Raw genomic sequence first — 23,889 nt, forward strand, 5'->3', positions numbered from 1 at the left:
GTGTAATCAAGAAACCTGTAGCTGAATATAAACCTGTGCGATGTGGGCAAAAAAATACCCGCGAATGCGGGTATTTGGATTGCAGGGTTAAGCTCTGCGTCGGAATAGCGGTTTTGGCTGAACCACGGCTGCTTGGTAGTGCTCGCTAAAATCCTTCAAGGATTGGATGGCAGCCTCCAAATTTGTACCAGGTCTTAAATCCATAGCGTTAAAGCCGCAACGCATTAAAAAATGCATCTGATCTTGAATCACATTGCCAAAAGCGCGAATCTCGCCGGAGAATTTCATTCTCTCTCTCAGCAATCTTCCGATGGAAAAGCCGCGGCCGTCCATGAAGGTTGGGAAGCGAATGGCGACCAAGGAGAGCTTGCCCAAGTCTTCTGCAAGTGCCTCAGCTGTTTGCTCGCTGTCAATCCAGACGGCATTTACGCCCAAGGCTTTGCACCCATCGCGATTAGTTAACCATAGGTCGAGAGGTACAATATCGCTTGCGTTTTGTACATCGCTCAGCGCTGCTTCTTTTGCTAAGAGGGTGCGTTCGCATTCAACGATAACGCTGTCTTTAACTAGCTTTGGCATAAACGCGCTCCTTAAAAGGTGTTACACCAATACGGCGATAAGTATCTAAAAATAACTCTTCGGCAGTTCTGTTTTCGATAAAGACATCGAGAATTTTCTGGATTACGTCTGGCATGTCAGCACGGCTGAAGGATGGGCCTAATACGGTGCCAAGGGTGGCATCATTGCTGGCTGAGCCACCGAGTTGTACCTGATAAAACTCCTCGCCTTTTTTGTCTACACCCAAGACCCCGATATGGCCCACATGGTGATGGCCACAAGCGTTCATGCAGCCAGAAATATTTAGCGTTAGGTCGCCGAGATCATAGAGGTAATCCATATCGTCAAAACGGCGTTGAATGGCTTCTGCCACCGGAATCGATTTGGCATTTGCCAAAGAACAAAAGTCGCCACCTGGACAACAAATCATATCGGTAAGTGTGCCTATATTGGGTGTTGCAAAACCGTGCGCCTTGGCTTGCTGCCACACTTCAAATAGCTGTGCCTGCGGCACATCGGCGAGCACCACATTTTGTTCATGTGTGGCGCGCACCTCGCCAAAGCTGTACTGATCGGCTAAGTCGGCTATGGCTTCCAATTGCTGGTCTGTCACATCGCCAGGTGCAACGCCGGTAGGTTTCAAGGATAGAACCACAGCAGCGTAGCCGGGTTGCTTGTGGGGCTTTACGTTGCGCTCCAGCCACTTGCTAAAGGCCTTGTGTTGCGACTTTTGCGCGTCGAGTGTGGCAGTCACGTTTGCCTGATCAAAGGTTTGATAGGCGGGTAGGGTAAAGAAGCTTTTTGCGCGTTCAATCTCCGCCTGCGTTAAGGTTGATTCGCCGTCGCGAATCTGCGCCCACTCGGCCTCCACTTTTTTGGCAAACACCTCTGGACCTAGGGCTTTTACAAGAATTTTAATGCGCGCTTTATATTTGTTGTCGCGACGGCCAATCAAATTGTAAATGCGCAAGATAGCGTCTAGGTAGGACAGCAGGTGTTCTTGGGGCAGGAACTCGCGAATGGCACTGCCGATAACCGGCGTTCTGCCCAAGCCTCCGCCAACGAACACTCGAAAGCCGGTCTCGCCTTGATCATTGAGAACGAGTTGTAAGCCAATATCGTGCACCAGAATTGCGGCCCGATCTTGCGCTGAACCGCATACCGCAATTTTGAATTTGCGGGGTAGAAAAGCAAATTCCGGATGAAAGGTGGACCACTGGCGAATGATTTCGCAGTAGGGCCGAGGGTCTAGAATTTCATCGGGTGCAACACCGGCGAACTGGTCTGAGGTGGTGTTGCGAATGCAGTTGCCGCTGGTTTGAATCGCGTGCATTTGTACGTCGGCTAGCTCTTCAAGGATGTCTGGCACGTCCTCGAGCTGTGGCCAGTTCAATTGGATATTTTGGCGGGTCGTGAAATGCGCATAGCCTTTGTCGTATTCGCGGGTAATGTGTGCAAGCTTGCGCAATTGTTGGCTGTTCAGTAACCCATAGGGCACAGCGATGCGCAGCATAGGCGCTACGCGCTGGATATAGAGCCCGTTTTGCAGGCGCAAGGGCAAAAATTCTTCGTTAGTTAGGTCGCCAGCCAAGTAGCGCTCGGTTTGTCGGCGATACTGTGCGACGCGCTCGCGCACGATATGGTGATCGTAGGAGTCGTAAACGTACATGAAAGTCTAATACCTTGCTGTGCGCTGTTATAGCGCAGGGTTATTTATCGTTTACCTTGATTTGGCACAAATAAAGGCAGCGCAGAATACCGTAAATTACCCGTCTAATCGAGTTAAGCCCTTGAGTTTAAAGGCCTTAGAGTAAGTTTGGTGAGTGACGCGGCGGCGAGATTACCAATCTCTGGCGCAGCTTGGTACTAATTGTTTGCGCTATCGTAATATAATTTTGGAATAAGAGGGTGCTTAGCGCTTGATTCTTTGCTTTATAGTGTGGTTAAAATCAGGGCTCGGCGCACAAGCGTCAGTTTCTCCCCAAAAAAAATAACAGAGGAGTGGTAACCATGCACGATGATATCCAAATGCAAGAACAAGGTGACAGCATGGCTGACGCCGTAGCCGCTATGGCGTTAATCGCTATATTTGTAGCAACCTGCGTGTTCTGGGTAAGCGGTCAATAGCGCTCAGTGTAAGGGTGATTGGGCGACGCTTTATCTGCTATCACTCGCTACTCTCCGATACGACGTTTTGCATTAGTGCCTGCTGATCGTTGAGTATGAAAAGCATCGTGAAAACCAGAGTTAGCGCTCTGGTTTTTGTGTTTTCGGGGAGGGACTTTGGGATGAAAGGTTCCCAGTATAGTGATCTTGTTATTTCTTTCCCCCAATAGTTGCTTGCAGCCGCTTTCCTTCAGTTAGAATTAGCGCCGCGGCACCCCACTCCACGAATCAGGTAAATGAAAAGGCGCAAGTAATGGCAGATAAGGAATTCCATGTTCACAACAGTTTCGCCTTTTGGATTAGTCGCTTGGCTCAGCGAATGCAGGAACAGTTTAATAAGTCTTTAAAAGCGCACGGGCTTACTTGGCAGCAGTGGGCTCTGTTGAATGTTATGTTTCATGGTTTAGCCAAGACGCCGGCGCAGGTTGCCGATCACTTAGGGGCGGATCGCTCCACCGTCACGCGCATGTTAGATCGACTAGAAAAACAAAGCTTGGTGGTGCGCGAGCACGATGGTTTAGACCGACGTGTGGTCAAGATTTTCCTCACTAAAGATGCTGAGGCCTTGGTAAAAGTTTTGAATAAAATTGCTGAAAAGCACCAAGCTGAATTTCTCTCCGAGCTACCGTCAACAGAGTATCGAGGTTTGCGCGGTAGCCTTGTCAAAATGCTTAGGGCTGGCGGCTTAGATGTAAGCTCCTTGTGGCGGCAGGTCTCTTAGCGCAATTTATTGATTTGGCAATTATTGCATTATATATAGTGGTGAATGCGCACTGGTGTTGAGTGGGCTTTATAAGCCGTTGGCTTGCAGAACAGACCTCACAATAAGTGTGACCGTCACAATGAACACAATAGTGAACAAGATACCCGCTACTATGTAGTGATAGATGTTCCCACCATTAAAATCACGCTCTTGATTGCGCTTACTTTGCACCCCAAAGGCCGCGGCCATCGTGCTTAATACAATACTGAAAAAGTTGGGCTTGTCGGTTTTTTCTTCGGCCATGTGCTGACTGCTTTTTATGTGTTTCAGCGAGATTAACACCTGCCAAAAAAAACGCCAAGCTGCTCGGGCGAACAGCTTGGCGTTTTTTGATTGGGTTTTAGCGAGCTATATTTTTGTTCTTGAGCGGGTCTTATTTAGGTTTAGTTGGGCTCGTAATCCAGTACCGGTTGGAGCCAGCGCTCGGCGGTTTGCAGGGTCATGTTTTTGCGTTCGGCTAAACTTTCCACTTGGTCTTTGCCAATCTTACCGGTATTGAAGTAGCGCGATTTCGGGTGGGAAAAATACCAGCCAGACACAGCCGCCGCTGGGAACATGGCAAAGTGTTCGGTCAACTCAACGCCGGTGGCAGGAGTGGCATCTAAGACAGTAAACAGCGTGGCCTTCTCCGTGTGATCAGGGCAAGCGGGGTAGCCCGGCGCTGGGCGTATACCTTGGTAGGACTCTTTGATTAAGTCTTCATTGCTGAAGTTTTCGTCCGGTGCGTAGCCCCAGAACTCGGTGCGCACTCGCCTGTGCATGTGCTCGGCAAACGCTTCGGCCAAGCGATCGGCCAGTGCCTTAACCATGATGGCGCTGTAATCATCTTGTTTAGCTTCGTAGGCTTTCGCAAGTTCCTCGGCCCCAATACCCGCGGTAACCACAAAACCGCCGACAAAATCGTCGTGGCCTACCGGCGCGACAAAGTCAGCCAGAGACATATTCGGATGAATGTCGCCGGGTTTCTTGTTTTGCTGACGTATGTGGTGCTGAGTGGCCAGGGTTTCCGTTCGGTTGGCGTCGGCGTAGAGCGCAACGTCGTCGCCGTTGACTCTGTTGGCGGGCCAAAAACCAACCACGGCGCGGGCTTGTAGGAGTTTTTCATCGACAATTTTTTTCAGCATGGCTTGGGCATCGGCAAATAGATTGCGCGCGGCCTCGCCAACCACCTCATCTTCGAGGATGCGTGGGTACTTGCCTGCCAGATCCCAACTGATGAAGAAGGGGGTCCAGTCGATGGTTTCAATCAGCTCTGTTAGCGGGTAGTTGTCGAAGACTTTCGTGCCGGTGAAACTGGGCGTTGGTGGGGTGTAGTTATCCCAGTCATATTGCGGCCCAGCCTTAATGGCTTCATGGTAGCCGAGTACGGTGCCGCGGGCCTTTCGGCCGGCGTTGCGCTCGCGCACTTTGATGTACTCTTCCCGCGTTTTCTCAACCAATTGCGGTTTCAGCTCCGCAGACAGCAATTGTGTTGCCACCCCCACGGCGCGCGAGGCGTCGGCGACGTAAACCACTTGATCTTGTTTAAACTGCGGCTCAATTTTTACCGCGGTGTGGGCTTTGGAGGTGGTGGCGCCACCGATAAGCAGCGGCAGTTGAATCTTCTGCCGTTCCATCTCACGCGCTACCGTCACCATTTCGTCGAGCGATGGGGTGATAAGACCCGACAGCCCAATAATGTCGCAATTTTGCTCGATAGCCGTTTGTAGAATTTTTTCACAGGGCACCATGACCCCAAGATCTACCACTTCGAAGTTATTGCACTGCAATACAACGCCGACGATATTCTTGCCAATATCATGCACATCCCCCTTCACTGTGGCCATGAGGATTTTGCCGTTGGATTTAGCACCCTCGCATTTTTCGGCTTCGATAAAAGGGTTCAGGTAGGCGACCGCCTGCTTCATGACGCGCGCCGATTTGACCACTTGTGGCAGGAACATCTTGCCGGCGCCGAATAAATCGCCCACCACATTCATGCCGTCCATCAGCGGGCCCTCGATAACGTCGATAGGCTTATCGGCCTCTTGGCGTGCTGCTTCGGTATCCGCTTCGATGTAGGTTGAAATGCCTTTCACCAAGGCGTGTTCCATACGCTTAGAAACCGGCCAACTACGCCATTCGAGGTCTTCTTTTTTTGGGCCATCGCTGCTGCCGTCGCCTTTGTACTTGTCGGCGATGGAGAGCATGGTTTCCGTGGCATCTGGGTTGCGGTTGAGAATAACGTCTTCAACCTTGTCGCGTAGCTCGGCGGGTAGGTCGTCGTACACGGCCAGTTGGCTGGCATTGACGATGCCCATATTCATGCCGGCCTTAATGGCGTGATATAAGAAGACCGAGTGAATGGCTTCGCGCACGGGGTTGTTGCCGCGAAAGGAGAAGGACACGTTGGATACGCCGCCCGACACACCGGCGTGGGGTAGGTTGGCACGAATCCAGCGGGTCGCCTCAATGAAGTCCACGGCGTAGTTGTTGTGCTCTTCAATGCCAGTGGCCACGGCAAAGATGTTTGGATCAAAAATAATATCTTCTGGCGGGAAGCCCACCTTATTAACCAGCACATTGTATGAGCGTTTACAGATTTCAATTTTTCGCGCTTGGGTATCGGCTTGGCCGTCTTCGTCAAAGGCCATCACCACCACAGCGGCACCGTACAGACGGCATAAGTTGGCGCGATGAATGAACTCAGCTTCGCCTTCCTTTAGGCTGATGGAGTTCACCAAGGGTTTGCCCTGTACACATTTGAGGCCAGCTTCGATGATCTCCCACTTAGAGGAGTCCACCATGATCGGCACGCGGGCAATATCGGGCTCGCCGGCGATGAGATTTAAGAAACGCACCATGGCCGCTTGGGCATCCAACATGCCTTCGTCCATGTTGATGTCGATGACTTGAGCGCCGTTTTCCACTTGTTCGAGGGCGACCTCTAAGGCTTCGGCGTAATTTTCGTTGATGATCAAGCGCTTGAATTTGGCCGAACCGGTAACGTTGCAGCGCTCGCCCACGTTGACGAAGAGTGAATTCTTGGTGATGTTAAAGGGTTCTAAGCCCGAGAGTCGGCAAGCGGGCTCAATGTCGGGAATCGCACGAGGCGGGTATTTGGCCATGGCGTTAGCAATGGCGCGAATATGGCCTGGGGTGGTGCCGCAACAGCCACCGATGATGTTGACGAAGCCGCTTTCGGCGAATTCTTCAACCACTGCCACCATCTCGTCTGGGGTTTCATCGTATTCGCCAAACTCATTAGGCAAGCCGGCATTCGGGTGGGCCGAGACATAACAGTTGGCGATACGCGACAGTTCTTTCACGTAGGGGCGTAGCTCTTTTGCACCTAAGGCACAATTGAGGCCGATGGACAGTGGCTTAGCGTGCGCCAAGGCGTTGTAGAAGGCTTCTGTAGTTTGACCCGAGAGGGTACGGCCAGAGGCGTCGGTAATGGTGCCCGAGATCATAATGGGCAGCTCTATACCCTCGCGATCGAAATAGGTTTTTACCGCAAACACTGCGGCTTTGGCGTTTAAGGTATCGAAGATGGTTTCGATCAAAATGATATCGGCGCCACCTTTGACCAAGCCGTCGGTGGCCTCAAGGTAGTTGGTCACGAGTTCGTCAAAGGTAATATTGCGCGCGCCCGGGTCATTGACGTCGGGCGAGATAGAGCAGGTGCGCGACGTCGGGCCAAGCACGCCGGCGACAAAACGCGGCTTCTGGGGCGTGCGTGCGGTAAATTCGTCCGCGACTTTGCGCGCCAGTGCCGCTGAGGCGTGGTTGAGTTCCCACGCCAGTGACTGCATGTCGTAGTCGGCTTGCGATACCTGGGTGGCGTTGAAGGTATTGGTTTCGACGATATCGGCACCTGCCTCGAAGTAGGCGGCGTGAATGTCGGCGATAATGTGCGGTTGGGTCAGCGTCAATAGGTCGTTGTTGCCGCCTATGTCTTGGTGGTAGTCAGCAAAGCGCTCGCCCCGATAATCTGCCTCTTGCAGTTTATGGGTTTGGATCAAGGTACCCATGCCGCCGTCTAGAATCAGGATGCGTTGGGCAATGGCGTGCTTGAGTTGGGCGCTGCGAGATAAAGACATGGGCTATCCGATAAGGCTGTTGATGCAATCTATATCAAAACATTTTGATGTAGGTTGGTAATTCTATCAGAAATCCGCGAAAGTGGCGCGTTAAAGGGTGATTAATCCTGTTTGAAGAAGAATTTCAAATGTTTGTTTTGCTTTGCACTGGGATTGATTAGAATACCCGAGTGTTTCAATCAGGTAATTACCAGCGAAGGCATTACAAACCGATGGTTAACGTTACGATTACAGAGTCCGCTCAAAAGTACTTGCAAGAATTGCTCGAAAAACAAAATACCCCGGGTATTGCGATTCGCATGTTTGTCTCTAGCCCTGGCACGCCGCAGGCTGAAACCTGTATTGCCTATTCCCGCCCTGGCGACGATCGCGATGCCGATGTAGAGGTGAACTACGAAGGTTTTAATGCCTATTTCGAAGAGAAATCACTGCCGTATTTAGACGAGGCCAAGGTGGATTACGCCGCCGATAAGATGGGTGGCCAGCTCACCATTCGCGCGCCTAACTCGAAAATGCCTAAAATCAACGACGATAGCCCGATCGAAGATAAGGTTAATTACGTGTTGTTCAACGAGGTCAATCCAGGCTTGGCGTCCCATGGCGGTGTTGTGAGTTTGGCTCATATCACCGAAGACATGTACGCGGTATTGAAATTTGGCGGTGGTTGTCAGGGTTGTAGCGCGGTAGATGTGACGCTGAAAGAAGGGGTTGAGAAAACCCTCATCGAGCGAGTGCCGGTATTAAAGGGCGTGCGCGACATGACCGATCACAGCGACAAGAGTAATGCCTACTACGATTAAACGTATCGGTTGTTGGCAATAAAAAAGGCGAGCTAGAGGCTCGCCTTTTTTGATTCTGCGCGAACCCGTTTAGCGCTTCGGCAGCACGTCCTTCAGTTTGGCACGCATTGAGCGCAGACAGGCTTCGGTGGACTCCCAATCAATACAGGCATCGGTAATCGATACGCCGTATTTCAGGTCGGCTTTATCGGCAGTCATTTTTTGATTGCCGGCGCCGATGTTGCTCTCCACCATCACGCCAATAATCGACTTGTTGCCTTCGACGATTTGATTGGCAATGTTATCCAGCACCAAAATCTGCAGTTCGTGCTTTTTGTTGGAGTTAGCGTGGCTGCAGTCGACCATGATATTGGCCGGGATCTTGGCGGCGCTAAGTTCTTTCTCGCACATGGCGACGCTGACAGAGTCGTAGTTGGGTTTGTCGTTGCCACCGCGCAACACCACATGGCCGTAAGGATTGCCCGCGGTGTGGATGATCGACACCTGACCTTGCTCGTTAATACCCAAGAAACGGTGTGGGTTGGCGACAGATTGCAGGGCGTTGATGGCAACGGTTAACGAGCCATCGGTGCCATTCTTAAAACCCACTGATGAGGACAGGCCGCTGGCCATTTCCCGATGGGTTTGCGATTCCGTGGTGCGCGCACCAATGGCAGACCAGGCAATCAAATCCTGCAGGTATTGCGGTGAAATGGGGTCTAGCGCTTCGGTGGCGGTGGGCAGCCCGAGTTCGGCGATATCGAGCAATAGCTGCCGGCCAATGTGTAAACCTTCCTGAATTTTAAAGGAGTCGTTCAAATAAGGGTCGTTGATTAAGCCTTTCCAGCCCACAGTGGTGCGGGGCTTTTCGAAATAGACACGCATGACGATATATAGGGTATCCGACACTTCCTCGGCGAGCGCTTTTAAGCGACGGGCATAGTCTTTGGCGGCTTCGACGTCGTGAATAGAGCAGGGGCCAATAACCACAAAAACGCGATGATCCTTGCGATCGAGAATATTGCGAATGGTTTGGCGGCCTTCGGTGACGGATTTTAATGCGGCGTCGGTCAGCGGTAGCTCGGTTTTTAGGGCATCGGGGGAAATTAATATCTCTTGCGATACGACGTTTAAATCATCTACGGCGCGGTTTGTCATGGAACAACAGTCTCTACTTCGATTGTTTAGCGGTGAGCCATTCTAGCGGGTTTTAGGGCCGTCTTGGCAATGTTTTGGCACAAAATTAACAAACTTAGGCTCAAAACCCGATTTTATTCCATGACTAGTGGTTCAAAGTGGTCACATAACGGGAAATACAGTGCGCTTTTGACCGGTTCCGGCCCGAGTCTTTTGGCCAAGCTCAGGTAATTTTTTAGCTGCCCGCGGTAGAGCTCTGTTTGTTCACCTAGAAAACTTGCCATGCTTTGTTCGGGCCTAGGCTTAGCGCTCTTATAATCCACCACCCAGCGCACACCTTGGGCGATAAAGGTACGATCGATAATCCATTGTTTAGGCAGCTGCTGGCCGGCTGGGTCCTTAGCACCGGAGCTCCACAGGTCTAACTCACAGGCGCTGTCGGTGTGGCTGTTATCCAGTAACCAGCGGCCTGTTTCGCTAGCGGCCATGGTCAATAGTGCAGCTTGGATTGTTTCGACACCGCGCGCTGGCTCCGCTACCCCAGCTTGTTTTAATCGGAGTTGCCAAAGGTTTAGGTAGGGCTCGATATTGGCTGTGTTGGGTAGCTGATCAACTTCGGTAAAATCTTGGATGGCGCTATGTAACAGCGTTCCGATGGCACGGCTGTCTGCTTCAAACAATTGACTGAGGTCGGGCCTGTTTAACGCTGCTTCGTTTTTGTCAGTGTCGGGGTGGGGTTCGGCAAATAAATCGCCCGATTGACCCAATTCGAGCTTGGTTGAGTGTGGCGCTACCAACCCTTGGCTGCGGCCGCGAAAGTTGGCCAGCGGTGTCGACGACTCTAGCTCGGGCAATTGCCAGTGACCTGGTAGGCGTCGTATCCATCCTTGGGCTTGTATTTGTTGGTGGGGCCTACCGGTTTTGGGCTGAATAAAGCGCACCGTCGCTTGGGCTTTTACGCCTTCCCAGATACTCGCCAGTAGTGAGCTACCGCTGGGCGCTACCAGCTCTCCGTCCTTTTGGTTTACACAGGCAAATAGGTGCAGCTGTTTAATCGCTCGCGTGGCGCCAACGTAGAATAAGCGCGTAGCCTCGGCCCGGGTTCTAGCGGATTTTTCGCCTTGGATGTAGTTGTATAGCTCACTGGCTTCAAAATTACTGAGCGGGCTTAGCAGAATTTGTTGTTGGCCTTGCGCGTCAATTTGGTCTAGCCAAACCAGTAGCTCGCGGCTGTCGGCGCGTGGGCGTTTATGCAGCCCTGGAATAATCACATGGTCAAACTCTAACCCCTTAGACTTGTGAATGGTCATCACCTGTAACATGGGGTCTGCATGGGTCGCAGGTGCGGCGTAAAGCCTAGCAACGGCTTCTTCGAAGGTTTGCCAATGGCGCACTTGACCGCCGTGGCTGTGGGCTTCTAGCAAGTCGAAAAAGGTTTGGCAGTTGGCTAAGTCGCTCGCCTCCAGTAGGCTCGCTTGCCCGCCTAAGGCGAGCCAGCAGCCCTCTAACCAATCGCGCAATGGCTTGCGCGCGCGCAGCGCAAGGCTTTGCTGTATGACGTTAACCGTGCGTGCCAGTACTTGCCCGCCCGCACAGGATAGTGCTTGGATCTGGCTATGGTCTTGCATCTGCTGCCAGATACAAGGCTGGCCATCGGCCATGAGTGGCGTCATGGGGTGCTGCACCAGGGTTAACAAGTCGCTGTTATCCAGACCACACCAGGGTGCACGCAATAGCCCTAACCAACTAATGCGGTCGGTCGGATCGAGTAGAGCTCTGAGCAAGGTTTGTAAATCTTGCACCGCCATGCGGCCGGCGAGGTTATCCAACTCCGAGGCTTGGTAGCGAATTCCCGCTAAATCCAACTGGCGTAAGGTTTCACGTAAGTGGCTGCGGGTGCGCGCCAACAGGGCGATGGTATCGCTCGGGTATTCATTTTTGAGGCGCTGAATCAGCGCGAGAATATGTTCAGCTTCGGCTTGCCCGAGGTCTACGTCTATGTCTGCGGTTAAGGTTGGATCTTGTTTGCGGCTTGTTTCGTTGCCATCGCTACTGGAAGGCTCTGCTTTGGCGAGCAGGGTAAGTTGAGCACCTGGGAGGTCTAGAGCTGGCTTAATGGCTTGGCTTGGGTAGTAGGCTACGTTGCCGCGGGTAATGTCATCTTGGGCTGGGAAGGCTTGAGCAAATTGGCTGTTGACCCAATCCACCACGCCTTGCTGGCTGCGAAAGTTGACCACCAGATCCAGGGGCTGCAAGTGCACATTGCCGATACCTTGGCTGCGTGCCTGCAGAAAAATACCTACCTTGGCATTGCGAAAGCCGTAGCAAGATTGCATGCCATCGCCGACGATAAACAGGGTGCGGCCGTCCTCTGGCTCCCAACCGGCCGTCAGTAGCTCGATTAACCGCCTTTGGGGTACCGAGGTATCTTGAAATTCATCGATCAAAATATGCTTGATCTGGTAGTCGAGTTTGAGCGCTAGTTCCGAGGGTTCATCGAAGTTGCCCAGTGCGGTGAGAGCCGCCTGCGCCGTATCGATAAAGTCGCTGCAGCCCTCGCGGCTAAATACCACGGTAAGTTCCGCCGCTAAGTAGGGCAGTAAGCGCGTGAGTGCATCGAGTAACTGCCATTCGGCATCGTTATAGGTGGCTTGGGGTAGGGCTCGAACAGCTTGAAAATGTTCCAGCAGGCCTTCAATTTCAGAGTACTGCTCGATTAAGGCGCTGAGACGCGCCTTCCAGGCCTTGGCCTCTTGTTTCGATAGGTCGGGTGCGCGCTCGGTGGGGAAGCCCATGTTCTTGTCGAGCCGCTTACGCCAACTGCCATCTTTGGTGAGCAGCAAATTGAGTAAGCTTTTGGTTTCGGCCAATTGCTGATTGATGGCTGCGCCGGAGCTGACGTCCCATGGTAACTGATTCAGTGTTGCGAGCTCGGTTATCGGGTCAGCTTTTTGCTCTGCCAATAGATTGCCTGCGGCAAAGCGAGCTAGCTCGCAAAGGGTGAGTTCATTGTCAGAGAGAGCTTTAAAAGAGGCTTCCAACTCATTGATAATTAACGATTGTAAGCTGCTTTCCAAATACTGTTTAGCTTCTGCGTTACGCATAGCTAGGGTGAGGCCGAGCCATTGATCGCGCTGGCGTAGTAGCGATAAGAGCAGCGTTTCAAAGGTGTCGTAGCGGTTATCTAACTCACTCAAAATGAGCGCGATGTCGTCGGCGATGGGATCGGCCGACTCGAGCTTTTGAAACAGCGATAACACGGCGGCGCGGTACAGTGGCTCGGGTTGGTCGCTGGGTTCAGGCAAGCTACCCATGCCGGAGTCGAAGGGTAATTGCTTGGCCAGTTGGCGTGATAAACCATCGATGGTTTGAATGCGCAGGCGATTGGGTGATTGGATCAGCTGCCAGTCGAGCTGTTGGTCGCGTTCTAACACCGCGTTCGCCAGTTGCCAGGTTTTGGCATCGTGGGGATTGTGTGGGCAGGGCTGATGTTGCGCCTGATTTAGCGCCTGAGTAATTCGCTCGCGCATTTCACCTGCGGCTTTACGCGTAAAGGTAATGGCGAGCACTTCTTCTGGGTGATCACAGGTTTGCAACAGTCGTAAAACCCGTTGGGTGAGCAGGCCAGTTTTACCGGAGCCGGCCGGCGCTGTCACGGCGAAAGAGCTGGTTGGATCTAAGGCGCGGGCTCGAACATCCGCATCTATTGGTTGCGTTTGGCTCATCGGGTCGTCTCAGTTGCAGGGCTGTGCTGTTCGAGTGATATCTGTTCCGCCTGTCTTAACAGCGGATTTAAATGGGCCAAGTAGGCTTCGCTTTGAGGGCTACTAAAGTTCAGGGGGGTAATGCCAGTCATTAATTCCTCGGCCAAATTAAGCAGGCTTTCGCGCCAATGGTTAACCAGCGCTGGCCAGTCCGTAAAACCAACGGTCTTGGCATCAGGTGAGGTGATGCCATCGCAAAAAGGCGTGCTGGCAATGCCCAACATTTTTTGATCTTTTTGTCTGAGTTCAGCAAAGGCAATGCCTGCAACGGGTTCTTGGCGATCTGTTAAGGCGATTGCGTACAGGGGCAATTGCGGCTCTTCTGGCCGGTTGCCGAGCCATTTTTTCGGGTCGGTGGCGCCACTTTTATAGTCGATGAGGAGCCATTGTCCGTCGATGGTATCAATTCGGTCGAGCCGTAGTTGCAGTGGCAATTGGCCTAAGGTAAAGCTAAGGCTTTGCTCGAGGCTTTGGATTGAAAAGCGTGGGCGCTGTTGTTCGAAGCCAATCCAAGGTCGCAATAACCGTATTAAGCGGGCTTTCTCGTTGGCCAAATAACGGGGCTGTTGGTCGGCGTTTATTTCATTGATGGCGGCCTCAACGGCGATTAACAGTTGCCGATCAATGTCGTCTTGCGTCAACGTCGACACATCTGGCTCTACCCGCCAAAAATAGAACAGCGCTTGGTGCAACACGTTGCCTCTGGCCAGTGCCGTTAATCCTGGGCTGGCTGGGTCGGGGCGCTTGGCGAAGAGTCGTAGCTCCATGAATGCCGCTAAGGGGCAGCGGGATTGTTTTTGCAGCATGCCACTGCCACCACGCAGTTGGTTGAGTTCAGTGGCACTAACGGCTGGAGCTTTGAGTGTTTGCAGCCACTCGAAGGCGGGTGGTGTGAAGCTTGGCACCGGGGCCTGTACTTGCAGGCTAAGTGGTAGCTGGGCTATCAGCGGGCTGACGGTAAGCTCTCTATCGCCATCGCGCTTAGCGTGGCTAAACACAACCTCCTTGGCCGCGTGTAAATAGTTGGCTGTTAAGCTTTGGCAAAAGGCGAGCTCCCGCTCGGCACTGGCGTGGGGCATATTGAGCTCCCGTTGTAGCAGTGCCGGGATCAGCGGATTTGGGTTGGCGGCTGGCGGCCATTGGCTGTCATCCATGCCGAGTACCCAAATGCGGTCAAAGGCGAGGCCGCCAGACTCAAGGGTGCCAAGGATTTGCAGCGGTGACTCCGGGGTTTGCGGTTGAAAGGGTTGCCGGCTTGCCAGCTCTCTTAACCAGCCCAGCATGTCTGTGCGAGTTAGTGGCTTGCCCAGCCAATCGGCCTCGGAGAGCTGTTCGAGCAAACCGAGAAATTGCTTTACCTGTTGATGCTCCTCTGAATCTAAGCGCCTTGGGCCAGGCCAGTTGACATGCTTCAAGCTGCTAAGAATTGTGCTTGCCCAAGCTTTGCCTGATTGACTGTTAGGCCATTGCTGTAATTTATCGAGGCCCTCCTGCCAGAGGGCAAGGGTGTCAGGGGGGCAAAGATCACTTTGCTCGCGCGCGGCGTTTAGTAGTTGAGATACTGATGCAAGGGTTATGTCTGTGCGGGCTTTTTTCAGTATTTGCGACATTAACCAATGGCGTAAATCGCTATCGTCTGCTTGGCCTATGAATGGGCTGTTGAGCCAATAGTTAGCGTCTTCGGGGCTTTTGCGTTGATGCCAACTGAGGGTGCTGATGGCGTCGAGTACGATGGGGCAAAGCGCCAAGGGGGTGCCGGCGGAAAAATTAAACGGCATGGTGAAACGGGGGCTAGTGGGTAAATGGTGGGTTGGCTCGAACTCTCTGGCCAGTACCCGTTCGAGTCGAGCTCTATTTCGGCCTAGGTTCGGGTCGATAATAGCAATGGATTGGCAATTGTTTTGTAGAAGCTGGTTCTTAGCCCAGCGTGCTGCCGCCCACATTTCTTGTGCAGGATCTACCCATTCCGTTCGGCTAATGTGCTGCGCCGGTTGTTGATTACTATTTATGCGGTCGAGCTGACTAAAGCTCTGCGCCAAAATAGTTTCGTGCAGCGGGCTTAGGGTATCGAAGTTGAGTAGGCACACCAGCGGTGTATCAGTATCAATTTGCTGCGCTAAGGCCTCCGATAGCAGGGTAAGTTTTTGCTCTTCGGTCATTAAGCCTAAAGTGGCCAAATGACTTTCAAAGCGATCTATCCAAGACTGCATTCGAACGCGATCGGCATCGCTGCCGTAAGCTTGCCATTGTTGCGCGGTTACACGCCATAATTTTAAATAGCTGTAAGCTTGACTGAGCTGATCCACAAGTAACCTAGGGTGCACCAAGGGGTTGGTGTTTGTGCTTGTCTCTACACAGGAGGACCAAACTTGTCGCGTCACCATCGGGCTGGCAATGACTTTCATATGGCGTGGATCGCTGGCGCTTTGGTGTTGTTGCCAGCGTTGTGTTAGCCATTCGTTAAGGCTTTGAACCTTCGGGGTGCGCCATAGGCTGCCAGTAGGCTGCTGTTTGCCGAAGGCCAATAGAAGTTTATTTTTTAACCGATTGTTGGGTGTTAGGATCAGTGTCCCAGCATGTAAGTAGGGTGTTACAGCCTCTAAATTGAACACAGGCGCTTCCTAGCTCTTCGACAATTTTGCATAGTTTACTGCTTTAGGAGGGTTTTAGTGGGGCAGTTTACTGCAAATTGACACGCCTTGAGTGTGCATCCTTGCGCTAGGTAGGTTTTTACAGACACACGATCAGTTTTTATTTTACGGTGCATTATGTCTGATCCATGGCAACCTTCGGCCTGTCTCATAGCGCTGCGCGCCAATGCTGATCAAGGTTATGAAGTATTACTGGCGCAGCGCGCTGAAGGCTTGAGCTTGGCACCAGGTCATCACGTATTTCCCGGTGGTGCGCTTGAACCTAGTGACGGCGAAGTGCAGGCCGCAGATGACGGTGCCTTTAGGCGCGCGGCGATGCGCGAATTTTCCGAAGAGGTGTGCCAAGGGGTCCCATTGTCATTAGCCCTTGATGAGCTTCAGTTCCTAGGCGAGTGGCGAGCACCCGCGTTTTTAAAAAGGCGCTATTTGACCCGGTTTTATGTCGCTATTGCAGAACCCGATGAGATTTATTGCGACGGCCTAGAAATCGTATCGGCCCAATGGGTTCGGCCCGAGACGGCGGTGAATCTGCACCTTGAGGGGGAGATAAAGTTAATGTTTCCAACGCTGGCGATTCTGGATTGGTTGACACCATTTACCAACATTGAGTTGGTGCAAAAGCAACTTAGCGCCGAGTCCTTGAAGAGTGTTTGCCCAATATTGAAGGTCGACGGAGGTGGGCGTTATTTAACGATAGGTTCGGCGAGTGGCTACCGAATTGAGCGCTGGCAGGTCGACTAGACAAATCGGATGAATATTCACGAATAGAAAAGCGCAGGCGGCTTAAGGACCGGCCTGCGCAAACCGCTTAACCAGCCATGCGAGCTTTATAGTCTCGAACGGCTTGGTTGAATTTGTCTGCCACTTCCTTCATGTCATCGACCATGGAGTTGTGCTGAGCAGTGCTGATGTTACATTTCAAGTATTTTTCAGCAAGATCGACATAGGCTTGTACGTCGTTTTTAGCTTTAATCATTTGTGGGGTTACCGCCGTGGCTGGATCGGGTATTTCCGGTGCCGTTGGCCGAGTGCAAGAAAGGGCTGCCTGTGCAAAAAGTAGGCTGCCGGTAAAGCTAAGTGCGATAAATAGGTTTTTCATTGTGCGTTCCTAATGGTGGTCTTAACTCGCGGTTGGTTGGTTAATCCAAACGGCGTTGACTCTAAATTTAGCACAGGTGGACGTTTCTGCTTAAAACTATGGGTTATAAATGTTCAGGATTCTATTTCAGTTGATCAGGTCGTCAATCGCTTCTCTATATTTGCTGTTTTCTTGCTCAAATAGGGCGGCGCCACCGTGACTGTAAGCCTTGTGCAATATAGCCCTCGCTTTAGCCAGCTCACCTTGATCGAGCATTATTTGACCCTTCCTAAATAGCACGAAATAGTTTTGTTCGGCCTTGGGGCAAAATAGTGCTGAGTTAGCCGCCTCCAACGCTTGCGGTAATCGCGCCAACCTGAAATAAGCGTCGCACAAGGCTGTGAGTATCCAGCCGGCTTCGGCAAATTGAGTTTGTGGCTTGGGAACTAATACCCAAGCTTGGTAGAATGTGCGAAGTGCTAATTCAAAATCCTGAGCGTCGTAGTGAACGTAGCCTGTTGAGCACAAGTCGGTGATCTTTTTACTGATTGCGGGGGAGAGGCTTTGAGTGCTCGTGGTCATAGTGTGAGGCCAAAGAGAGACAAGGTTTGAGCGAGTACAGTTTTTACAATTGTAGGGCATCATAACAAACGCTTAAGGGCTGCTCTAGAGAGCATTTTCAACAGGTAAATAATGGAGTTCGGTATTGATCATAAATACAGCGCATAGTGTCGGTTTTGTACTAGGTTTTTTGGTCAGTACGCTGGTCTTCGTACCTTTCGTTTGGTGGCTCTTGACGCGTCGACAGACGCAGGAGCGTGAGCAGCATAACGCTTTGGTTCAGCAAATGGATGCTGAGTTTTCGCTCAGGGCCCATGGTTTGCAGTCCGATCTTAATTTTGCGAATCGTGAGTTGATGCGCTACTCGCAAGAGAAAGAAGGGTTGGAAGCTCAGTTTAATGAAGTGAGATCTACGTTTAACGATTTACAACAACACCATGCCGTCGCGACTCAAAAGCTTGAGGAGTTTGATCTCGTTAAAAAGCAGGCCAGTGAATATCAACAGTTAGCACATCAGGCCAAGGAGGACAATGCACGGCTCAGCACGCAGCTAGAGCAGCAACAACAGCGAATGTCTGAACAGTTAGCGTTGTTAGCTGAGGCAAAGCAGTCAATGGTCAAAGAGTTTGAAAATACGGCAAATCGTATTTTCGAAGATAAGCAACAGCGCTTTAGTTTGCAGAGCAAAGAGTCATTAGAGCTAACCTTATCGCCTTTGCGTCAGCAGCTAGGTGATTTTAGAAAGCGAGTCGATGATGTCTACGGGCAAGAGATGGCGGATAGAAATCGCCTAGTGGGCCAGATAACAGAGCTGCAAAAGCAAACTCAGAAAATCAGTCAAGATGCTATTAACTTAACCAATGCCTTGAAAGGCGATAGCAAGATGCAAGGGAATTGGGGCGAGGTGGTACTGGAGCGCTTGTTGGAAGAGTCTGGCCTGCAGAAGGGCCGCGAATATGAAACACAGGTTAGCCTCAAAACCGACTCAGGGTCGCGCAGAAACCCTGATGTCATTGTTCGGCTACCCGAGAATAAAGATATTATTATCGATGCCAAAGTTAGCCTTGTAGACTATGAGCGCTTTTGCAGCGCTGACAACGAGGTTCATCGCGCTCAGTATTTACGGGCTCATATTCAATCCCTGCGTAATCATATCAACGGTCTTAGCTTTAAGGACTATGAAAATCTAAAAGGCGTTCGAACCTTGGATTTTGTGTTTATATTCGTGCCCATTGAGGCGGCCTTTATGTTGGCACTGCAAGAAGATGCGGCACTATTTAGGGATGCCTACGACAAGCATATTATTCTGGTTAGCCCAACCACGCTGTTAGCAACCTTGCGTACGGTGGAGAATATTTGGCGCTATGAGAAACAAAATAAAAATGCTGAGAAAATTGCGGCTCAGGCTGGGGCTCTCTATGACCAATTCGTGCGCATGCTTGAGTCATTCGACGATATTGGAAAGGCGTTGGGTCGGACCCAAGAAGCTTACGAGCTTGCCAGAAATCGATTGAAGGCAGGTAAAGGCAATCTTATTAAGCGGGTGGAAGATATTCGCAAGCTTGGCGCTAAAACCAAGAAACAATTAAAAGGCGATTTGGTAAATGCCGCCTTGGATAACGCTGATCAGGTTTTAATCGGCGAAACAGACGTTGAAAATGATGATGACGTAGACGGCGAGTATTTAACCGATGTTGATACGGCTGAACTTTAAACGAAATTGGTAAAGTGGGTATGAGTAAATGATGCTTTTATTGGTGACGGCAGTCTTGATTGTTCTGACCTTGGCGGGTTATGCAGCTTATCTCTTGCTGCAGGTTAAAAAACAACAGCGTGAACAGGGTGAAAAGTTGGCAGAGCTAGATGCTTTTGTGCTCGATCAGAAAGAGAAGCGGGTAGCTAGTATTCGTATTTTAGCTCAGGGGGTGCTGGATGATCAGTTGTCTCATACCGAAGCCGCGGTAAGAATTACCGCGCTTCTTGATGTATTGGGACAGGGGGCGTCAGCGAGGAAGGAGCACGCGGCACTTTATAAGTTGACCGATGAAACTTTGCATATTCCGCGTATGGCCGACTGGCAGGCGCTTTCTAAAGCCGATCAAAAACGACTGGAGAAAGATCGCCTTAGCTCAGAGGCTAAGTATAAAGATTTTATCCTGGCGTCGGCGCAAACACTGATTAGCTACCAAGTGAGTGGCGACGTAAAATGACACCACACTCTAGGTGGTGCGTGTAGGGAAATTGGTCAAAAACGGCAAAATGTTCAATATGGTGCGTGGTCGTTAATTTGGTTAAATTTTCAAATAGAGTGTCGGGATTACAAGATACGTAAATGATATTTTCGAAGCGTTGGCTTAATGTTAACGTTTCGTTATCCAGCCCAGCCCTAGGTGGGTCGACAAAAATACTGGAGAACTGGTAGCTGCCCAGATCGATGTGACTTAAGCGCCTGAATGGTCTTACTTGATCCATAGCCTGGGTGAACTCTTCGCTCGACATACGCGCGATTTCTACATTGTGAACTGCATTATGATCAAAGTTGTATTTTGCCGCCTCGACCGAGGTTTTAGATATTTCCGTGGCTAGCACTTTGTTAAAGTGTCGGGATAAGGGCACCGTGAAATTACCGTTTCCGCAGTAGAGTTCGAGTAAATCACCGGCTGCATTGCAGGTATGTTTATTGGCCCAGCTTAACATTTTCTCACAGACATGGGCGTTGGGCTGAGTGAAGCTGCCCTCTACTTGTTTGTAGGTCAGCTCGGCCCCGTCTACCTGAAGCTTTTCAATAACAAAGTCTCTGTCGAGCAGCAGCTTTTGCTTGCGCGAGCGGCCAATAATGTCCGCGTGTAATTGGGCTTTCAGTTGCTGAGCTACAGACAGCCACTCCTCATCGAGTGGGCGGTGGTAGATCAGAGTGATAAGTGCTTCGCCACTTTTGGTGGTAAGAAACTCAACCTGAAATAATCGTTTGCGCAATAGGTCGTTGCTATTTATGGCCTCGAGCAAGGCTGGCATCAACTCATTGATGCGTTCGGAACCTACGTGAAAGTCGGAAATGATATAAGGTTTTTTATATTCACCAGGTTCGTACATGGCGTAGTGCGCACGCCCATCCTCTTGCCAAATTTTAAATTCCGCACGCTGACGGTAGTGGCTGACCGGGGATGTATAAATGTCAATTTCTGGCAGACTAAGTGCGGAGAATTGCTGCTTTAGATGTTCGAGCTTGTGGTCAAGCTGTTGCTCGTAAGTGTCTGGAGCAACTTGGTGGATAGCCATGGACGTCAAAACCTTGCGGTAAAAGCTGCATTATATCCCACAATGGCTAATCTATTAACGTTTATCGGCTTTTGTGGTCATCTTAATTGGCTTAAACTACTTAACCAAGGATTCCACGCTGAGTTATTCGTTTCCTGTTTTGCAGCTAACCTTGTTCCAGCTAGGTATGTTTTCAGTCATCTTTTGATTTAGGTGTATCTATGATTGCTAGGCTCGCTATTGATACCGATGGTCAGGGATTGCATGTTATTACTGATCAACTAACACGGCTTATTCGGAGTGAGTTTTCGGGTGACGGCCTGTGTACGTTATTTATTCGTCATACATCCGCGAGCTTGTTAGTACAGGAAAGTTACGATGAGAGTGCTAGGCGCGATTTAGAAGTTTGGCTGAACCGCTTGGTGCCCGAAGACGACCTGTTATATACGCATACTCTCGAGGGGCGTGACGACATGCCCGCCCATATTAAGACTATGTTGACCGCGGTAAGTATCAGTATTCCAATTGTTGACAGTGTTTTAGCGCTTGGTGCTTGGCAGGGCGTGTATTTGTGGGAGCATCGTCATGGTCGACAGCAGCGAGAGATTGTCGTACATCTGTCGGCTTAGTTGTTATTGTAAACTGAATTTACAGGCAGTTTGTTGGTCGTGGTAAGCCCGCAATTTTTGCGATGATTTTCGCAGGGCTTTCCGGAAACAGTCGCATTAAATATAGGCTGCGCCCCTTGTCTGCTCCCAGTTTACTTGCGACATGCTTGACCAAAGGTCGCATGGCTGGCGATAGTTCATAGGATTGATAGAAATCGCGCAAGCAATAGATAATTTCCCAATGTGCGTCGGTTAGTGTGATTTTTTCTTGCGCTGCAAGCCATTCCGCTGTTTCTGGGCTCCAATCCTTGAGATTGATCAAGTAACCATCTTTATCGACTTCACGCATGCTTAATACCAGCTAACGATTGGGTGGTGGCTTTCGGTTAATTTCACAAAGCCTGCATAGTCCACTAGTTCTACAATTGTTTGAATGGTGTCAGTGCTGATGTCTAAACCGCGGGCATTAAGGTCTGGGCTAAGGGCGAAAATCTTTGCCTTGGTCTCAATAGTTGATTTGTCGAACAATGCATAAACGGCATCGCCAATTAAAACGATGGCGTCTTTTTTTTGCGCTGTTACCAGTGCGATTTGAACATCCGCGTTCGCGAGTGATTTGCTCACTATGTGTAATGTTGTCATCAGAAAGTTAACACCTGATCGGCTTGGTCAATTAAATCGCTGAGGTTTTCGTCGCTTAGCCACTGAATGTTGGCACGGTTTGTGGTAGCTCCTCGTTGCTCAAAAGATGGTTTGTGTACATAAAGCGTTTCGATGTCGTATAGGGGTAGGGCGCTTAACTGTTTTTCGATATTGGCGAGACCAATGGTGCTAAGTGCCATGCTTGTGTTTAGCTGAAAAACGCCATCGGAAACAAAAACAGGTATGACTTTCTGTTCAAAGGCCGCCGTTGCTAGAAGCGCATCCAGGCCTTCTTTGGCGTAGTCGCCCGCCGCAGGAGAGTGGCGAAATAAAAATAAAATGGTTTTCATCACCTACCCAAAAGTTATGACTCTGTCTGTGTTGACGGACGCGTCTACCAATTGTCCCAATCCGGAAAGGCAAAAGCCTGGCGCTAAATTGGACGCGGGTAAATTGTAGCGTTGGGCCTCTTGGTGATCGCAAACGCCGCGTTTAAGCGCAGCCGCAATGCACACTACGAGGTCGGTGTTGTGCTCTTTGCTAAATTTGGCCCAGCGCTGGTGGATTGGATTACTACCTTGGGGTGGTTGTTGCAAAAGGCTAGCTTGGTAAACCCCGTCGCCATAAAAAAAGATACGCGAAACGCGATGACCTGCAGCGACCAGTGCGCAGGCAAATTGATAGGCCGATTCGCAGCCGCTCTGGCTGGGTGAGGCTAAATTCAATAGCGCATAATTCATGCGAGTTCCTAAAAGCAAAAGAGCCCCGTAGGGGCTCTATTTGGTGCTTGATGCGACAATTAGTCGTCACCACCGGTGAAGCTCATAATTAAGCTCAACAGGCTCATGAAAATATTATAGATAGCGACGAAAAGAGTCACAGTCGCAGAAATATAATTTGTTTCGCCGCCGTGAATAATCACGCTGGTGTACCAAGCGATAACGCCTGAGGACAGTAGCAGAAACATACTCGAAACGGCCAAGCCTAAACCTGAAATGCCTAGGAATACGTTGGCAATGCCCGCAACAAAGGCGACTAACAGGCCGGTCATTAAAAACCCAGACATGAAAGAAAGATCTTTGCGCGTGGTGAGCACGTAACCAGAGAGGCCGAAAAATATCAGTGCAGTGCCACCTAGCGCCATAAGCACGGGTTCAATGCCGGCAGCCGCTGTGACCATGCCAACAATTGGACCGGCAGTAAAGCCCAACCATCCGGTCAGAGCAAATACCCAGACAATGCCCATTGAGCTGTTCTTGTTCTTTTCTGTGAGCCAGAGGAACGCCACATAAGGTAGTAGCATCCACAGACCCATGTAGGGAACATTGGCAACAATGGCAACTACGGCCATTAAGGCACTGAAAGCAAAAGTCATTGCAAGTAGTGTGTAGGTATTGCGCAGTACTTTGCTGACCTCTTCACTATGCGCTTGGGCGCGTTCCGTTTGGCTATAAAGCTCTTGCATAAACTTCTCCGTGGTTAAATGAATTCTTTCGCTATCTTACAAACACTTACTGTAAAAGCAAGAGGACTGATGATGACGTTATATCACCCACCCGAAATAGATTTCAATGCTGCTTAGAGTCTGATTTTGCAATTAAGTTCAGGGTGAGGTTGGTTGTGAAATAAGACGACGTAGGATGGGCTTGCGTGGGGGAATAAATGGCGGAAGGGCAGGGATTTGAACCCTGGGATGCTCGCACATCGCCGGTTTTCAAGACCGGTGCAATCGACCACTCTGCCACCCTTCCGCAACAGGCGCAAATTATACATAGAGTTTGGCTGATCGCAAGCCTCTAAGTATTTATTTTAATTAAATATTTAGTGTTTGACTCTTTTCTG

Annotated in this window: 21 protein-coding genes and 1 tRNA gene; 6 read left to right on the forward strand and 16 right to left on the reverse strand. The window is 50.7% G+C overall.

Annotated features, from left to right (window positions below):
- Positions 1-87: 87 nt before the first annotated feature.
- Both ACGHTT_RS08830 and ACGHTT_RS08835 read right to left on the reverse strand, forming a co-directional pair.
- Positions 88-579, reverse strand: a complete 492-nt coding sequence (locus ACGHTT_RS08830) for a DUF934 domain-containing protein (protein WP_390594775.1) — start codon at positions 577-579, stop codon at positions 88-90.
- Positions 563-2,227 carry a nitrite/sulfite reductase gene (locus ACGHTT_RS08835; protein ID WP_390594776.1) on the reverse strand — a complete coding sequence of 555 codons (1,665 nt, stop codon included), beginning with the start codon at positions 2,225-2,227 and terminating at the stop codon, positions 563-565. Before ACGHTT_RS08835 ends, ACGHTT_RS08830 begins: the two co-directional genes overlap by 17 nt.
- 750 nt (positions 2,228-2,977) lie before the next feature.
- Between ACGHTT_RS08835 and ACGHTT_RS08840 the strand changes: the two genes are divergently transcribed.
- The gene (locus tag ACGHTT_RS08840) at positions 2,978-3,445 is read left to right on the forward strand and encodes a MarR family winged helix-turn-helix transcriptional regulator (protein ID WP_390594777.1); all 468 of its coding nucleotides are present in this window, start codon (positions 2,978-2,980) and stop codon (positions 3,443-3,445) included.
- Positions 3,446-3,514: 69 nt separating this feature from the next.
- Here the strand turns inward: ACGHTT_RS08840 and ACGHTT_RS08845 are convergent, their stop codons facing one another.
- Together ACGHTT_RS08845 and metH are read right to left on the reverse strand one after the other, a co-directional pair.
- Positions 3,515-3,730, reverse strand: coding sequence for a DUF2970 domain-containing protein (locus ACGHTT_RS08845; protein ID WP_390594778.1), 216 nt, complete (start codon positions 3,728-3,730; stop codon positions 3,515-3,517).
- Positions 3,731-3,870: 140 nt separating this feature from the next.
- Positions 3,871-7,569, reverse strand: coding sequence for a methionine synthase (metH, locus tag ACGHTT_RS08850; protein WP_390594779.1), 3,699 nt, complete (start codon positions 7,567-7,569; stop codon positions 3,871-3,873).
- Between the two features lie 212 nt (positions 7,570-7,781).
- Between metH and nfuA the strand changes: the two genes are divergently transcribed.
- On the forward strand, positions 7,782-8,369 hold the full coding sequence (nfuA, locus tag ACGHTT_RS08855) for a Fe-S biogenesis protein NfuA (RefSeq protein WP_390594780.1): 588 nt from the start codon (positions 7,782-7,784) through the stop codon (positions 8,367-8,369).
- A 69-nt stretch (positions 8,370-8,438) separates the two neighbouring features.
- Here the strand turns inward: nfuA and ACGHTT_RS08860 are convergent, their stop codons facing one another.
- From ACGHTT_RS08860 to ACGHTT_RS08870, 3 genes are all read right to left on the reverse strand, one after another.
- A complete protein-coding gene (locus ACGHTT_RS08860; RefSeq protein ID WP_390594781.1) occupies positions 8,439-9,506 on the reverse strand; it encodes a 3-deoxy-7-phosphoheptulonate synthase in 1,068 nt (355 codons plus the stop codon).
- Between the two features lie 113 nt (positions 9,507-9,619).
- Positions 9,620-13,210: a UvrD-helicase domain-containing protein gene (locus ACGHTT_RS08865; RefSeq protein WP_390594782.1), complete on the reverse strand. Its 3,591-nt coding sequence runs from the start codon at positions 13,208-13,210 to the stop codon at positions 9,620-9,622.
- Complete coding sequence (locus ACGHTT_RS08870) at positions 13,207-15,861, reverse strand: PD-(D/E)XK nuclease family protein (RefSeq protein ID WP_390594783.1); 2,655 nt, start codon at positions 15,859-15,861, stop codon at positions 13,207-13,209. The genes ACGHTT_RS08865 and ACGHTT_RS08870 overlap by 4 nt, the downstream gene beginning before the upstream one ends.
- Before the next feature lie 156 nt (positions 15,862-16,017).
- On the opposite strand from ACGHTT_RS08870, the gene ACGHTT_RS08875 reads away from it, so the two are divergent.
- Positions 16,018-16,641: an NUDIX domain-containing protein gene (locus ACGHTT_RS08875; RefSeq protein ID WP_390594784.1), complete on the forward strand. Its 624-nt coding sequence runs from the start codon at positions 16,018-16,020 to the stop codon at positions 16,639-16,641.
- A gap of 67 nt (positions 16,642-16,708) precedes the next feature.
- Here ACGHTT_RS08875 and ACGHTT_RS08880 read toward each other — a convergent pair whose 3' ends face one another.
- Both ACGHTT_RS08880 and ACGHTT_RS08885 read right to left on the reverse strand, forming a co-directional pair.
- Complete coding sequence (locus ACGHTT_RS08880; RefSeq protein ID WP_390594785.1) at positions 16,709-16,999, reverse strand: hypothetical protein; 291 nt, start codon at positions 16,997-16,999, stop codon at positions 16,709-16,711.
- Positions 17,000-17,125: 126 nt separating this feature from the next.
- A complete protein-coding gene (locus tag ACGHTT_RS08885) occupies positions 17,126-17,560 on the reverse strand; it encodes a hypothetical protein (RefSeq protein ID WP_390594786.1) in 435 nt (144 codons plus the stop codon).
- A 124-nt stretch (positions 17,561-17,684) separates the two neighbouring features.
- Between ACGHTT_RS08885 and rmuC the strand changes: the two genes are divergently transcribed.
- Both rmuC and ACGHTT_RS08895 read left to right on the forward strand, forming a co-directional pair.
- A complete protein-coding gene (gene rmuC / locus ACGHTT_RS08890; RefSeq protein WP_390594787.1) occupies positions 17,685-19,253 on the forward strand; it encodes a DNA recombination protein RmuC in 1,569 nt (522 codons plus the stop codon).
- A gap of 28 nt (positions 19,254-19,281) precedes the next feature.
- The gene (locus tag ACGHTT_RS08895) at positions 19,282-19,749 is read left to right on the forward strand and encodes a DUF2489 domain-containing protein (RefSeq protein ID WP_390594788.1); all 468 of its coding nucleotides are present in this window, start codon (positions 19,282-19,284) and stop codon (positions 19,747-19,749) included.
- On the opposite strand, the gene trmA is transcribed toward ACGHTT_RS08895, so the two are convergent.
- Entirely contained in the window at positions 19,718-20,818 is a 1,101-nt protein-coding gene (gene trmA, locus ACGHTT_RS08900) for a tRNA (uridine(54)-C5)-methyltransferase TrmA (protein ID WP_390594789.1), read from the reverse strand. The two genes, ACGHTT_RS08895 and trmA, sit on opposite strands and share 32 nt — an antisense overlap.
- A gap of 200 nt (positions 20,819-21,018) precedes the next feature.
- On the opposite strand from trmA, the gene ACGHTT_RS08905 reads away from it, so the two are divergent.
- Positions 21,019-21,426 (forward strand): secondary thiamine-phosphate synthase enzyme YjbQ, encoded by a 408-nt coding sequence (locus tag ACGHTT_RS08905; RefSeq protein WP_390594790.1) that lies wholly within the window; start codon positions 21,019-21,021, stop codon positions 21,424-21,426.
- Positions 21,427-21,445: 19 nt separating this feature from the next.
- Here ACGHTT_RS08905 and ACGHTT_RS08910 read toward each other — a convergent pair whose 3' ends face one another.
- From ACGHTT_RS08910 to ACGHTT_RS08935, 6 genes are all read right to left on the reverse strand, one after another.
- Positions 21,446-21,754 carry a TusE/DsrC/DsvC family sulfur relay protein gene (locus ACGHTT_RS08910; protein ID WP_390594791.1) on the reverse strand — a complete coding sequence of 103 codons (309 nt, stop codon included), beginning with the start codon at positions 21,752-21,754 and terminating at the stop codon, positions 21,446-21,448.
- Between the two features lie 2 nt (positions 21,755-21,756).
- Entirely contained in the window at positions 21,757-22,047 is a 291-nt protein-coding gene (tusB, locus tag ACGHTT_RS08915; RefSeq protein ID WP_390594792.1) for a sulfurtransferase complex subunit TusB, read from the reverse strand.
- Positions 22,047-22,397 carry a sulfurtransferase complex subunit TusC gene (gene tusC / locus ACGHTT_RS08920; RefSeq protein WP_390594793.1) on the reverse strand — a complete coding sequence of 117 codons (351 nt, stop codon included), beginning with the start codon at positions 22,395-22,397 and terminating at the stop codon, positions 22,047-22,049. Before tusC ends, tusB begins: the two co-directional genes overlap by 1 nt.
- Positions 22,398-22,400: 3 nt before the next feature.
- Positions 22,401-22,787, reverse strand: a complete 387-nt coding sequence (gene tusD / locus ACGHTT_RS08925; RefSeq protein ID WP_390594794.1) for a sulfurtransferase complex subunit TusD — start codon at positions 22,785-22,787, stop codon at positions 22,401-22,403.
- Between the two features lie 59 nt (positions 22,788-22,846).
- On the reverse strand, positions 22,847-23,512 hold the full coding sequence (locus ACGHTT_RS08930; RefSeq protein ID WP_290263038.1) for a Bax inhibitor-1/YccA family protein: 666 nt from the start codon (positions 23,510-23,512) through the stop codon (positions 22,847-22,849).
- Positions 23,513-23,710: 198 nt separating this feature from the next.
- Positions 23,711-23,798: transfer RNA gene (locus ACGHTT_RS08935), tRNA-Ser, on the reverse strand.
- Positions 23,799-23,889: the final 91 nt, after the last annotated feature.

The organism is Simiduia litorea (assembly GCF_042853465.1).
Lineage (GTDB): Bacteria > Pseudomonadota > Gammaproteobacteria > Pseudomonadales > Cellvibrionaceae > Simiduia > Simiduia litorea.

What these genes read in the sequence shown, in the direction of transcription:
- ACGHTT_RS08830 (WP_390594775.1), bottom strand. Translation starts at nt 579, where the DNA reads ATGCCAAAGCTAGTTAAAGACAGCGTTATCGTTGAATGCGAACGCACC.
- ACGHTT_RS08835 (WP_390594776.1), bottom strand. Translation starts at nt 2,227, where the DNA reads ATGTACGTTTACGACTCCTACGATCACCATATCGTGCGCGAGCGCGTC.
- ACGHTT_RS08840 (WP_390594777.1), top strand. Translation starts at nt 2,978, where the DNA reads ATGGCAGATAAGGAATTCCATGTTCACAACAGTTTCGCCTTTTGGATT.
- ACGHTT_RS08845 (WP_390594778.1), bottom strand. Translation starts at nt 3,730, where the DNA reads ATGGCCGAAGAAAAAACCGACAAGCCCAACTTTTTCAGTATTGTATTA.
- metH (WP_390594779.1), bottom strand. Translation starts at nt 7,569, where the DNA reads ATGTCTTTATCTCGCAGCGCCCAACTCAAGCACGCCATTGCCCAACGC.
- nfuA (WP_390594780.1), top strand. Translation starts at nt 7,782, where the DNA reads ATGGTTAACGTTACGATTACAGAGTCCGCTCAAAAGTACTTGCAAGAA.
- ACGHTT_RS08860 (WP_390594781.1), bottom strand. Translation starts at nt 9,506, where the DNA reads ATGACAAACCGCGCCGTAGATGATTTAAACGTCGTATCGCAAGAGATA.
- ACGHTT_RS08865 (WP_390594782.1), bottom strand. Translation starts at nt 13,210, where the DNA reads ATGAGCCAAACGCAACCAATAGATGCGGATGTTCGAGCCCGCGCCTTA.
- ACGHTT_RS08875 (WP_390594784.1), top strand. Translation starts at nt 16,018, where the DNA reads ATGTCTGATCCATGGCAACCTTCGGCCTGTCTCATAGCGCTGCGCGCC.
- ACGHTT_RS08880 (WP_390594785.1), bottom strand. Translation starts at nt 16,999, where the DNA reads ATGAAAAACCTATTTATCGCACTTAGCTTTACCGGCAGCCTACTTTTT.
- ACGHTT_RS08885 (WP_390594786.1), bottom strand. Translation starts at nt 17,560, where the DNA reads ATGACCACGAGCACTCAAAGCCTCTCCCCCGCAATCAGTAAAAAGATC.
- ACGHTT_RS08895 (WP_390594788.1), top strand. Translation starts at nt 19,282, where the DNA reads ATGATGCTTTTATTGGTGACGGCAGTCTTGATTGTTCTGACCTTGGCG.
- trmA (WP_390594789.1), bottom strand. Translation starts at nt 20,818, where the DNA reads ATGGCTATCCACCAAGTTGCTCCAGACACTTACGAGCAACAGCTTGAC.
- ACGHTT_RS08905 (WP_390594790.1), top strand. Translation starts at nt 21,019, where the DNA reads ATGATTGCTAGGCTCGCTATTGATACCGATGGTCAGGGATTGCATGTT.
- ACGHTT_RS08910 (WP_390594791.1), bottom strand. Translation starts at nt 21,754, where the DNA reads ATGCGTGAAGTCGATAAAGATGGTTACTTGATCAATCTCAAGGATTGG.
- tusB (WP_390594792.1), bottom strand. Translation starts at nt 22,047, where the DNA reads ATGACAACATTACACATAGTGAGCAAATCACTCGCGAACGCGGATGTT.
- tusC (WP_390594793.1), bottom strand. Translation starts at nt 22,397, where the DNA reads ATGAAAACCATTTTATTTTTATTTCGCCACTCTCCTGCGGCGGGCGAC.
- tusD (WP_390594794.1), bottom strand. Translation starts at nt 22,787, where the DNA reads ATGAATTATGCGCTATTGAATTTAGCCTCACCCAGCCAGAGCGGCTGC.
- ACGHTT_RS08930 (WP_290263038.1), bottom strand. Translation starts at nt 23,512, where the DNA reads ATGCAAGAGCTTTATAGCCAAACGGAACGCGCCCAAGCGCATAGTGAA.